Annotated in this window: 11 protein-coding genes; 8 read left to right on the top strand and 3 right to left on the bottom strand. The window is 64.4% G+C overall.

Annotated elements, in window-relative coordinates:
* Nucleotides 1–118: 118 nt before the first annotated feature.
* From EPK82_RS10225 to EPK82_RS10205, 5 genes are all read left to right on the top strand, one after another.
* Nucleotides 119–2,041, top strand: a complete 1,923-nt coding sequence (locus EPK82_RS10225) for a PrkA family serine protein kinase (RefSeq protein ID WP_037055023.1) — start codon at nt 119–121, stop codon at nt 2,039–2,041.
* Between the two features lie 111 nt (nt 2,042–2,152).
* On the top strand, nt 2,153–3,424 hold the full coding sequence (locus EPK82_RS10220; protein ID WP_134676492.1) for a YeaH/YhbH family protein: 1,272 nt from the start codon (nt 2,153–2,155) through the stop codon (nt 3,422–3,424).
* A gap of 10 nt (nt 3,425–3,434) precedes the next feature.
* Complete coding sequence (locus EPK82_RS10215) at nt 3,435–5,000, top strand: SpoVR family protein (protein ID WP_037055027.1); 1,566 nt, start codon at nt 3,435–3,437, stop codon at nt 4,998–5,000.
* Between the two features lie 61 nt (nt 5,001–5,061).
* Nucleotides 5,062–5,574 (top strand): DUF4136 domain-containing protein, encoded by a 513-nt coding sequence (locus tag EPK82_RS10210; protein WP_134676491.1) that lies wholly within the window; start codon nt 5,062–5,064, stop codon nt 5,572–5,574.
* A gap of 88 nt (nt 5,575–5,662) precedes the next feature.
* The gene (locus EPK82_RS10205; RefSeq protein ID WP_134676490.1) at nt 5,663–6,892 is read left to right on the top strand and encodes a multifunctional CCA addition/repair protein; all 1,230 of its coding nucleotides are present in this window, start codon (nt 5,663–5,665) and stop codon (nt 6,890–6,892) included.
* Nucleotides 6,893–6,992: 100 nt separating this feature from the next.
* Here the strand turns inward: EPK82_RS10205 and folK are convergent, their stop codons facing one another.
* Both folK and folB read right to left on the bottom strand, forming a co-directional pair.
* Entirely contained in the window at nt 6,993–7,520 is a 528-nt protein-coding gene (folK, locus tag EPK82_RS10200; RefSeq protein WP_134676489.1) for a 2-amino-4-hydroxy-6-hydroxymethyldihydropteridine diphosphokinase, read from the bottom strand.
* Nucleotides 7,511–7,867, bottom strand: coding sequence for a dihydroneopterin aldolase (gene folB / locus EPK82_RS10195; protein WP_037055034.1), 357 nt, complete (start codon nt 7,865–7,867; stop codon nt 7,511–7,513). Before folB ends, folK begins: the two co-directional genes overlap by 10 nt.
* Nucleotides 7,868–7,942: 75 nt before the next feature.
* On the opposite strand from folB, the gene plsY reads away from it, so the two are divergent.
* On the top strand, nt 7,943–8,512 hold the full coding sequence (gene plsY, locus EPK82_RS10190; protein ID WP_134676488.1) for a glycerol-3-phosphate 1-O-acyltransferase PlsY: 570 nt from the start codon (nt 7,943–7,945) through the stop codon (nt 8,510–8,512).
* 56 nt (nt 8,513–8,568) lie between these two features.
* On the opposite strand, the gene tsaD is transcribed toward plsY, so the two are convergent.
* On the bottom strand, nt 8,569–9,594 hold the full coding sequence (tsaD, locus tag EPK82_RS10185) for a tRNA (adenosine(37)-N6)-threonylcarbamoyltransferase complex transferase subunit TsaD (protein WP_037055039.1): 1,026 nt from the start codon (nt 9,592–9,594) through the stop codon (nt 8,569–8,571).
* A gap of 203 nt (nt 9,595–9,797) precedes the next feature.
* Between tsaD and rpsU the strand changes: the two genes are divergently transcribed.
* Nucleotides 9,798–10,013, top strand: a complete 216-nt coding sequence (rpsU, locus tag EPK82_RS10180; RefSeq protein ID WP_003290642.1) for a 30S ribosomal protein S21 — start codon at nt 9,798–9,800, stop codon at nt 10,011–10,013.
* 147 nt (nt 10,014–10,160) lie between these two features.
* Nucleotides 10,161–12,161 (top strand): DNA primase, encoded by a 2,001-nt coding sequence (gene dnaG / locus EPK82_RS10175; RefSeq protein ID WP_037055042.1) that lies wholly within the window; start codon nt 10,161–10,163, stop codon nt 12,159–12,161.

The raw sequence follows: 12,161 nt of genomic DNA, 5'->3' as shown, positions 1-12,161 counted from the left end.
GGTAACGACTTTTAGGTTTTGGGGGATTCTTCCCGACTTGTCTCTGAGCCGGGGTTACCCAGCACCTGTACGCACGACCGATCCCGAGCCAGCTTTCAGCATCGAGCGAGGTGAAGTCATGAGTATTTTCAGTCACTTCCAACAGCGTTTCGAGGCGACCCGCCAGGAGGAGTACTCGCTGCAGGAGTACCTCGAACTGTGCAAGCAGGATCGCAGCGCCTACGCCACTGCGGCCGAGCGCCTGCTGATGGCCATCGGCGAACCCGAGCTGCTCGACACCTCGAGCAACTCGCGACTGTCCAGAATCTTTTCCAACAAGGTCATCCGTCGTTACCCGGCCTTCGCCGACTTCCACGGCATGGAAGAGTGCATCGACCAGATCGTCTCCTACTTCCGCCACGCGGCGCAGGGCCTGGAAGAGAAGAAACAGATCCTCTACCTGCTGGGCCCGGTGGGCGGCGGCAAGTCGTCGCTGGCCGAAAAGCTCAAGCAACTGATGGAGAAGGTGCCCTTCTACGCCATCAAGGGCTCACCGGTATTCGAATCGCCCCTGGGGCTGTTCAATGCCACCGAGGACGGCGCGATCCTCGAGGAGGACTACGGCATCCCGCACCGCTACCTCAGCTCGATCATGTCGCCCTGGGCGACCAAGCGCCTGCAGGAATTCGGCGGCGACATCAGCCAGTTCCGCGTGGTCAAGCTCTACCCGTCGATCCTCAACCAGATCGCCGTGGCCAAGACCGAGCCGGGCGACGAGAACAACCAGGACATCTCCGCGCTGGTCGGCAAGGTGGACATCCGCAAGCTGGAGGACTTCCCGCAGAACGACGCCGACGCCTACAGCTACTCGGGCGCGCTGTGCCGGGCCAACCAGGGCCTGATGGAGTTCGTCGAGATGTTCAAGGCACCGATCAAGGTGCTGCACCCGCTGCTCACCGCCACCCAGGAGGGCAACTACAACAGCACCGAGGGCCTCGGCGCCATTCCCTACAGCGGCATCCTGCTGGCCCACTCCAACGAGTCCGAGTGGCACAGCTTCCGCAACAACAAGAACAACGAGGCCTTCATCGACCGTATCTACATCGTCAAGGTGCCGTACTGCCTGCGCGTCAGCGATGAGGTGCGCATCTATGACAAGCTGCTGATCAACAGCTCGCTGGCCAAGGCCCATTGCGCGCCGGACACTCTGAAGATGCTGGCCCAGTTCTCCGTGCTCAGCCGCCTGAAGGAGCCGGAAAACTCCAACATCTACTCGAAGATGCGCGTCTACGACGGCGAGAACCTCAAGGACACCGACCCGAAAGCCAAGTCGATCCAGGAATACCGCGACGCCGCCGGTGTCGACGAGGGCATGAACGGCCTGTCGACGCGCTTCGCCTTCAAGATCCTTTCCAAGGTGTTCAACTTCGACCCGCACGAGGTAGCCGCCAACCCGGTGCACCTGCTCTACGTGCTGGAGCAGCAGATCGAGCAGGAACAGTTCCCGGCCGAAGTGCGCGAGCGCTACCTGCGCTACATCAAGGAATACCTGGCGCCGCGCTATATCGAGTTCATCGGCAAGGAGATCCAGACCGCCTACCTGGAGTCCTACAGCGAGTACGGCCAGAACATCTTCGACCGCTACGTGCTGTACGCCGACTTCTGGATTCAGGACCAGGAGTACCGCGATCCGGAAACCGGCGAAATCCTCAATCGCGTGGCCCTCAACGAGGAGCTGGAGAAGATCGAGAAGCCGGCGGGCATCAGCAATCCGAAGGATTTCCGCAACGAGATCGTCAACTTCGTGCTGCGCGCCCGCGCCAACAACAACGGCAAGAACCCCACCTGGCTCAGCTACGAGAAGCTGCGTGTGGTCATCGAGAAGAAGATGTTCTCCAACACCGAGGACCTGCTCCCGGTCATCAGCTTCAACGCCAAGGGCAGCAAGGAGGAACAGCAGAAGCACAACGACTTCGTCAAACGCATGGTCGAGCGTGGCTACACCGAGAAGCAGGTGCGCCTGCTGTCGGAGTGGTATCTGCGGGTTCGCAAATCGCAATAACGGCAGCGGCAAGCGCCAGGCTTCGAGCTGGCGGAACGAACGCAAGCGCTGGTCGCCCGGCGCTTGCTTGCAGCTTGTGGCTTGCAGCTTGAAGCAGCCCCGGAGGGGCCTATGAGCTATGTGATCGACCGGCGCCTGAATGGCAAGAACAAGAGCACGGTGAACCGCCAGCGTTTCCTGCGGCGTTACCGTGAGCACATCAAGAAGGCGGTGGAGGAAGCCGTCAGCCGGCGCTCCATCACCGACATGGAGCATGGCGAGCAGATCAGCATTCCCGGCCGCGACATCGACGAGCCGGTGCTGCACCATGGGCGCGGTGGCAAACAGACCATCGTCCACCCCGGCAACAAGGAATTCACCACCGGCGAACGCTTCCCCCGGCCGCAGGGCGGTGGAGGCGGTCGTGGCAGCGGCAAGGCGAGCAACTCCGGCGAGGGCATGGACGAGTTCGTCTTCCAGATCACCCAGGAGGAGTTTCTCGACTTCATGTTCGAGGACCTGGAGCTGCCCAACCTGGTCAAGCGCCACCTCACCGGGGCCGATACCTTCAAGACCGTCCGCGCCGGCATCAGCAACGAAGGCAATCCGTCGCGCATCAACATAGTGCGTACCCTGCGCTCGGCCCACGCCCGGCGCATCGCGCTATCCGGCTCAAGCCGCGCCAAGCTGCGCGAGGCCAAGGCCGAACTGGAGCGCCTGCGCCGCGAAGAACCGGACAACTTCGGCGACATCCAGGAAGTGGAGGCGGAGATCGAGCGCCTCAGCGCGCGCATCCACCGCGTGCCCTTCCTCGACACCTTCGACCTCAAGTACAACCTGCTGACCAAGCAGCCCAACCCCAGCTCCAAGGCCGTGATGTTCTGCCTGATGGACGTATCCGGCTCCATGACCCAGGCCACCAAGGACATCGCCAAGCGCTTCTTCATCCTTCTGTACCTGTTCCTCAAGCGCAACTACGACAAGATCGACGTGGTGTTCATCCGCCACCACACCAGTGCCAAGGAAGTGGACGAGGAGGAGTTCTTCTATTCCCGCGAGACAGGCGGCACCATCGTCTCCAGCGCCCTGAAACTGATGCAGGAAGTGATGGCCGAGCGCTACCCGATCAACGAGTGGAACATCTACGCCGCCCAGGCGTCGGACGGCGACAACTGGAACGATGATTCGCCGATCTGCCGGGATATATTGATCAATCAGATCATGCCGTTCGTGCAGTACTTCACCTACGTCGAGATCACCCCACGCGAGCACCAGGCGCTGTGGTTCGAGTACGAGCAAGTGGCCGAGGCGTTCGCCGACAGCTTCGCCCAGCAGCAACTGGTTTCCGCAGCGGACATCTACCCGGTGTTCCGCGAACTCTTCCAGCGTCGTCTGGTGAGCTGAGGGCCGAGTCATGAGTGCCACTGCCAAGAAACGTGAACCGCTGTCCACCGGTTCGGAATGGACCTTCGAGCTGATTCGCGCCTATGACCGCGAAATCTCGCGCATCGCTGAACGCTATGCGCTGGACACCTACCCGAACCAGATCGAAGTCATCACCGCCGAACAGATGATGGATGCCTACGCCTCGGTCGGCATGCCGCTGGGCTACCACCACTGGTCCTACGGCAAGCACTTCCTCGCCACCGAGAAAGGCTACAAGCGCGGGCAGATGGGCCTGGCCTACGAGATCGTGATCAACTCCGACCCGTGCATCGCCTACCTGATGGAGGAGAACACCATCTGCATGCAGGCGCTGGTGATCGCCCATGCCTGCTACGGCCACAACAGCTTCTTCAAGGGCAACTACCTGTTCCGCACCTGGACCGATGCCAGCTCGATCATCGATTACCTGGTGTTCGCCAAGCAGTACATCATGCAGTGCGAGGAGCGCTACGGCATCGACGCGGTGGAGGAGCTGCTCGACTCCTGCCATGCCCTGATGAACTACGGCGTCGACCGCTACAAGCGGCCCTATCCGATCTCCGCCGAGGAGGAGCGCAAGCGCCAGAAGGACCGCGAAGAGCACCTGCAGAAACAGATCAACGACCTCTGGCGCACCATCCCGCGCAGCGCCGACAAAGGCGGCGAGAAAGACAGCAAGCGCTTCCCGGCCGAGCCGCAGGAAAACATCCTCTACTTCCTGGAGAAACACGCGCCGCTGCTGGAGCCCTGGCAACGCGAGGTGATCCGCATCGTGCGCAAGATCGCCCAGTACTTCTACCCGCAACGCCAGACCCAGGTGATGAACGAAGGCTGGGCCACCTTCTGGCACTACACGCTGATGAACGACCTGTACGACGAGGGCCTGGTCACCGACGGCTTCATGATGGAGTTCCTGCAGTCGCACACCAGCGTGGTCTACCAGCCGCCATTCGACAGCCCCTACTACAGTGGCATCAACCCCTATGCCCTGGGCTTCGCCATGTACCGTGACATCCGCCGCATCTGCGAGGAGCCCACCGACGAGGACAAGCACTGGTTCCCCGACATCGCCGGCAGCGACTGGCTGACCACCCTCAAGTTCGCCATGACCAGCTTCAAGGACGAGAGCTTCATCCTGCAGTTCCTCTCGCCCAAGGTGATCCGTGACTTCAAGCTGTTCGGCATCCTCGACGACGACCAGAAGGACGAGCTGCTGGTGCCGGCCATTCACGACGAGTCCGGCTACCGCACCATCCGCGAACTGCTCGCCGCGCAGTACAACCTGGGCAACCGCGAGCCCAACGTGCAGATCTGGAACATCGACCGGCGCGGCGACCGCTCGCTGACCCTGCGCCACCAGCAGCACGACCGCAAGCCACTGGGCGATTCCACCGAGGAAGTGCTCAAGCACCTGCACAGGCTGTGGGGCTTCGATATCCACCTGGAGGTCTGCCAGGGCGACCAGCTGATCACCACCCAGCACGTGCCGCCACGCAGCAGCGCCGAGGGGGACAGCGAGTACCCACGTCTGGACCTGGTGATACCACCCATTTGATCGGTTGCCGAAGATCGCAGCAGATACCAGCATCGCAGGCAGACTCCGCGAGAGACAGCGCATGCGAATCTTTCTGGTGCTCCTGTTGTGCCTGGGGCTGGCCACCTGCGCCAGCCACGTGCCGCAGGCGCGCATCCTCAGCCCGGCCGATGCCTCGCTCGCCGGGCAACACAGCTACGAACTGATCGACCCACAGCGCAGCCTGGAGGGTGAGCCTCCCTTTCCCGAGCGCTATCGCCAGTTGCCTCAGCTGCTGCGTCACGGCCTGTCAGCACGCGGCTATCACCAGAGCCGACCGCCGCAGCTGCGCGTCTACTACTGGCTGGCCGTGCAGGACAGCCCGCTGACGTTCAAGGTCGACACACCTGCGCCCAACCCCCTGGGCCCATACCAGGCCATGCATCGCCTGCGGGACGAGACCGGCGTGCTGCGCCTGCGCCTGACCGACCTGGACGGTGACATCCTCTGGGAAGGCGTGATCAGCACCGGGCTGAGCCCGGCGCACGACAGCGCCGAGCTGCTGGAGCGCGCCACCCAGGCGCTGACCGAGCAGATCCCCCTGGCCACGCCATAGGCAGCGCCGCAAGCAGCAGACAATCGACTCGGGCTCACGCAGCCCGGGCCAATCTTCGATATCCTCTGCGCTCAGTGGAGGATCAGACATGCAGATCTACAAAGTCGGCGGCGCCGTGCGCGACCGCCTGCTCGGGCGACCGGTCACCGATATCGACCGGGTGGTGGTCGGCGCCGACGCCGAGCAGATGCTCGCGCTCGGCTATCGGCCGGTCGGCGAGGACTTCCCGGTATTCCTCCACCCGCAGAGCGGGGAGGAATATGCGCTGGCCCGCACCGAGCGCAAGAGCGGGCGCGGCTACGGCGGTTTCACCTTTCATGCCAGCCCCGACGTCACCCTGGAAGAGGACCTGATCCGCCGCGACCTGACCATCAACGCCATGGCCGAGGACGATCAGGGTACGCTGTTCGACCCCTACGGCGGTCAGCGGGATCTTGCCGCGCGCGTACTGCGCCACGTTTCCCCGGCCTTCGCCGAAGATCCGCTGCGGGTCCTGCGCGTCGCCCGTTTCGCCGCACGCTATGCGCCACTGGGCTTCAGCGTGGCGGAGGAGACCCTGGCCCTGATGCGCCAGCTGGCCGAATCCGGCGAACTGGCGCACCTCACCGCCGAGCGCAGCTGGAAGGAAATTTCCCGCGCCCTGATGGAGCCGCGCCCGGATGTGTTCGTCCAGGTACTGCGTGACTGCGGCGCCCTCGCGACCCTGCTGCCTGAGGTCGACGCCCTGTTCGGCGTGCCGCAACCAGCCGCGCACCACCCGGAGATCGACACCGGCGTGCACGTACTCAGCGTGCTGCAACAGTGTGCCGAGCATGAGCAGCCGCTGAGCGTGCGCTGGGCCAGCCTGCTGCACGATGTCGGCAAGGGCCTGACGCCGGCCGAGCAATGGCCACGGCACATTGCCCATGAGCACCTGGGGCTGAACCTGATCCAGGCGATCAACGAACGCTGCAAGGCGCCGCGCGACTGCGCCGAGCTGGCCTTGCTGGTTGGCGAGTTCCATACCCATGGCCACCGTGCGCGGGAACTGCGCGCCTCGACACTGCTGGAGCTGCTGCAACGCTTCGATGTGTTCCGTCGCCCGCAGCGCTTCGCCGAATTCGTCGCGGCCTGCGAGATGGACGCACGCGGGCGCCTGGGCCTGGAGCAACGCGACTATCCGCAGGCCGCCTACCTGCTGGGCGCTGCCGAAGTCGCGCGCCAGGTAGCGGTGAAGCCGTTGCTGGAGAAGGGCTACAAGGGTGCTGAACTGGGTGAAGCGCTCAATCGCGAACGCCTTAACGCACTCAAGGCCTACAAGGAACGCGAGCAAGCCTAGCCCGGATGCATCCGGGGCGGCATGCGAGCAGGTCGCGGATTCCATTCGGCTACGACCGAACGCCCGCCGTAGCCCCAGGCGCTTGCAGCCGGGTTCGGTGCTACGCGGACGCCAGCAGTTCGGCCGGTGTCAGCGCGCTGTCACGCCACTGGAAGGCGGCCGGCCAGAGCTGCTGGTCGATCTGCGCCGAGCCCCAGAGCTCGGCGAACGAGCGACCGTCGAGCGGGTGGCAGGTCTCGGGAGCCAGCAGCGCCAGTGGCCAGAGCACGAAGGCGTTCTTGAGAATCTCGGCACGCGGCAGGATCAGGCCGTTGAAGTTGCCCACCTGCTGGCCATACAGCAGCACGTCGATATCCAGCGGCAAGCCCTTGCGGTCCGGGGCATAGCGACCGTTGTCGGCTTCGATGAACTTCAGCCGGCGGTCCAGTTCCAGCAGCGGCAGCTCGGTGTCCCCGACCACCACCAGGTTGAAGAAATTGCCGCTCTTGATGCCCACGGCATGGCTCTCGAACACGGGCGAGCAGCGCATGTTGCCGAGCATTGCGGCCAGCGCCTCGAGCCCGGCGACGAGATGCGTCTCGCGCTCGATATTGCTACCGAGACCGAGAAAGACCCGAGTCAGAGACATCCGCGCTCGATCTCCACACCCACGCCACCACGCGCCGCCGGCACGGCACCGGGCTTGGTCAGCTTCAGGCGTATCCAGGGAATGTCGAACTCGGCCATCAGGGTCTGCACCAGACGCTCGGCGAAGGTTTCCACCAGGATGAACTGCGACTCGGCGGCGAACGCCTGAATGCGCGTGGAAACGCTGGCGTAGTCGAGCGCCAGGTTGAGGTCGTCACCGGCCGCAGCCGGGCGGTTGTCCCAGGCCATGTGCAGATCCAGCAGCAGGCACTGGCGAATCTCGCGCTCCCAATCGTAGGCGCCGATCACCGTGTCGACCTCCAGCCCCTCGATAAATACTCTGTCCACCCACACTCTCCGCGCCACGACAAGGGCGCCGTACCTCGTTAGAATCGGCCCACCCCATGCCCTGGAATGGCCACCATGTTCTGGCTTCTGGCGATCCTCGCCTATCTGCTCGGCTCGTTGTCCTTCGCCATCCTGCTCAGTCGCCTCGCAGGCGGCCCTGACCCGCGCGCCAGCGGCTCGGGCAACCCCGGCGCCACCAACATGTTGCGGGTGGCCGGCAAGAAGCTCGCCGTCATGACCCTGATCGGCGACCTGCTCAAGGGCCTGCTGCCGATCCTGATCGCCAAGCTGCTGGGCCTCGGCCTGCACCAGCAAGCCTGGATCGGCCTGGCTGCGGTGGTCGGCCACCTGTACCCGCTGTACTTCCGCTTTCGCGGCGGCAAGGGCGTGGCCACTGCCGCCGGCATGTTACTCGGGCTCTATCCACCCGCGGCACTGCTCGCCCTGGCGGCCTGGGCCCTGGTGTTCCTGCTGACCCGCACCAGCTCGCTGGCCTCGCTGATCGCCACACCGCTGACGCTGCCCCTGCTGGCCTGGCAACAGCCCGCCGCCCTGCTGCCCGCCTGCGTACTGACCGGCCTGATCGTCTGGCGCCATCGCAACAACCTGCGCGATCTGTTCGCCGGGCGCGAGCGCCGTTTCTGAACGACCTGCAGGAAAGAGTTCGCGGCTGAAGCCGCGCCTGCAGGGCACACCCTTGGTCAGATCGCCGGCAGCGACTCCATCGGCCAACGCGCCTGCACCTTGATCGCCAGATCCTCGTGCTGCCCGGCCAGCAGACGCTGGCAACCGGCATAGGCGATCATCGCGCCGTTATCGGTACAGAAGCGCGGGCGAGCATAGAACACCTTGCCCTTCAGCTCGCCCAGCATGCGCTCCAGATGCTCACGCAAAGCCTTGTTCGCACTCACCCCACCGGCGATCACCAGGCTGTTCAGCCCCGTCTGCTTGAGCGCACGCTTGCACTTGATGGTCAGAGTCTCGACGACTGCCTGCTGGAAGGCCAGCGCGATGTCGCGACGGGCTTGATCGAGGTCGTCATCGCCGTCACGGCACTGCTGCCAGGTATTCAGGGCGAAGGTCTTGAGGCCGCTGAAACTGAAGTCCAGGCCCGGGCGATCGGTCATCGGCCGCGGGAAGACGAAACGCCCCGGCGTACCCTGCTCGGCCAGCTTGGCGATCTCCGGGCCGCCGGGGTAATTCAGCCCCATCAGCTTGGCCGTCTTGTCGAAGGCTTCACCTGCCGCGTCATCCAGCGACTCGCCGAGCAGCTGGTACTGGCCGATGCCATCGACGCGCACCAGCTGCGTGTGGCCGCCCGACACCAGCAAGGCGACGAACGGAAACGCCGGAGGCTGCTCTTCGAGCATCGGCGCCAGCAGGTGACCTTCCATATGGTGTACACCGACCGCCGGGATGCCCCAGGCGAAGGCCAGCGCCTGCGCACAGGAGGCGCCCACCAGCAGCGCACCGACCAGGCCGGGCCCGGCGGTGTACGCCAGCGCATCGATATCGCCCGGCGCGCGGCCGGCCTCGTCGAGCACCTGGCGAATCAGCGGCAGCATGCGCTTGACGTGGTCGCGCGAGGCCAATTCGGGCACCACGCCGCCATATACACGGTGCAGATCGATCTGACTGAACAATGCGTCGGCCAGCAGGCCGCGCTCACTGTCATAGAGCGCGACGCCGGTTTCATCGCAGGAGGTTTCCAATCCCAGTACGAGCATGGAGCTTGAGCCTTGGTTTGCCGCGTGGAACAAAGGCGCGCATGATAAGCGCCGCCCGGCGGAGCGGCCAGCGCTTTTCGATCAGAGGGCTTTGCATTCCTCGGCCCGAGACGGTAACATCCGCAACCCTTAAAAACCGACGCCCCCCGAGCCACATTGCCGGGTACGCGTTAACCCGGTAATTAAAGATAGGTACGACCTGGATGCCAGCCGTCAAAGTTAAAGAGAACGAACCCTTCGACGTAGCCCTGCGTCGTTTCAAGCGCTCCTGCGAAAAAGCCGGTGTACTGGCTGAAGTCCGTAGCCGCGAATTCTACGAAAAGCCGACCGCTGAGCGTAAGCGCAAGGCCGCTGCCGCTGTTAAGCGTCACGCCAAGAAAGTGCAGCGCGAGCAGCGCCGCAGCGTTCGCCTGTACTAATACCGTACACGCCACGCTCGAATGCCCGGCTTCGGCCGGGCATTGCATTTACAGAACTCCGCTTCGCCAACTGGCGAATGGCCGGAGTTTTTTGCATTTCTACCCACCGCTGTTCCGCGCTCGCGCCGGACAGTATGCTGAGCACCCATGGCCGGCCTGATCCCGCAATCCTTCATCGATGACCTGCTCAACCGCACCGACATCGTCGATGTGGTGAGTTCGCGCATCCAGCTGAAGAAGACCGGCAAGAACTACAGCGCCTGCTGCCCGTTCCACAAGGAGAAGACCCCCTCCTTCACCGTCAGCCCGGACAAGCAGTTCTACTACTGCTTCGGCTGCGGCGCCGGCGGCAATGCCCTCGGCTTCGTCATGGACCACGATCAACTGGAATTCCCCCAGGCGATCGAGGAACTGGCCAAGCGCGCCGGCATGGACGTGCCACGCGAGGAAAGCGGTCGCGGACACAAGCCCCGGCAACCGGTCGACTCGCCACTCTACCCGCTGCTCAACGCCGCCGCCGAGCACTATCGCCAGGCGCTGAAGAGCCATCCGCAGCGCAAGTACGCCGTGGAATACCTCAAGGGTCGCGGCCTGACCGGCGAAATCGCCCGCGACTTCGGCCTCGGCTTCGCCCCACCCGGCTGGGACAACCTGCTCAAGCAGCTGGGCGGCGACGCCCTGCAGCAGAAGGTCATGATCGACGCCGGCCTGCTGATCGAGAACGCCGAGAACGGCCGGCGCTACGACCGCTTCCGCGACCGCATCATGTTCCCCATCCGCGACAGCCGCGGACGGGTGATCGCCTTCGGCGGCCGGGTACTGGGCGACGACAAGCCCAAGTACCTCAACTCACCGGAAACCCCGGTGTTCCACAAGGGCCAGGAGCTCTACGGCCTGTACGAGGCCCGCAAGCACAACCGCGACCTCGACGAGATCATGGTGGTCGAGGGCTACATGGACGTCATCGCCCTGGCCCAGCAGGGCCTGCGCAATGCCGTGGCGACCCTGGGCACGGCGACCAGCGAGGAGCACCTCAAGCGCCTGTTCCGCATCGTGCCCAGCGTGCTGTTCTGCTTCGATGGCGATGCCGCCGGGCGCAACGCCGCCTGGCGCGCCCTGGAGTCGACCCTGTCGAGCCTGCAGGACGGCCGCCGCGCGCGCTTCCTGTTCCTGCCCGACGGCGAGGACCCGGACACCCTGGTGCGCGCGGAAGGCACCGACGCCTTCCGCGCCCGCATCAACCAGCACGCACAACCGCTGGCCGACTACTTCTTCCAGCAACTGAGCGAGGAAGCCGACCCGCGCTCGCTGGAAGGCAAAGCGCATCTGGTGACCCTGGCCGCGCCGCTGATCGACAAGATTCCCGGCAACAACCTGCGCGCCCTGATGCGTCAGCGCCTGAGCGAGATCACCGGCCTGTCCGGCGAAGCCCTCAGCCAGGTCGCCAGCAGCCCGCGCAGCCCGGCGCCCAGCCCTGCTAGCCCAGCGCCCGGCAGCGACTACCCGGACTACGGCGACATCCCCGACAGCGCCTACTACGACAGCCTGCCGGACGTCGGCGGCTACGAGCAGCCGGCGCCACCGCAACAGCAGTACTACGAACGCAGCAACGAAGGTGGCAAGGGCAACTGGAAGAAGGATGGCGGCAAGTGGAACAAGAAAGGCAAGGGTGACTTCGCGCCGCGTGCCCCACGCACCGCCGTCAGCGTCGAATCACCGCATCTGATCGCCCTGCGCACCCTGCTGCACCATCCGCAGCTGGCACAGAAGGTCGAGGATGTCAGCCACTTCGCCGATGAAGACGATACCTACGCCCAGTTGCTGGTGGCGCTGGTCGGCGCCCTGCAGAAGACGCCCAACCTGCGTTCGCTGCAGCTGATCGCCCGCTGGCACGGCACCGAACAGGGCCGCCTGCTGCGGGCACTGGCGGAGAAAGAATGGCTGATCAAAGGCGACAACCTTGAACAGCAGTTTTTCGACACCATTACTACACTTGCACACAACCAATCGCAGAGGCGGCGTGAAAAGGCGCTCCGCAGCATCATGCAGAAAAGCCCCAGCGAGCTCACCGACGAGGAGAAGACCTTGCTCAGAGAGCACTACAGCCTGACCTCCTCGCAGAGCAGCAAGTCCCCAACTGGCGCCTAA

This window comes from Ectopseudomonas khazarica (genome assembly GCF_004521985.1).
In the GTDB taxonomy this organism is placed as follows: Bacteria; Pseudomonadota; Gammaproteobacteria; order Pseudomonadales; family Pseudomonadaceae; genus Aquipseudomonas; species Aquipseudomonas khazarica.
The sequence above is the reverse complement of the archived record's forward strand: the minus strand, read 5'-3'. Positions and strand labels throughout refer to the sequence as shown.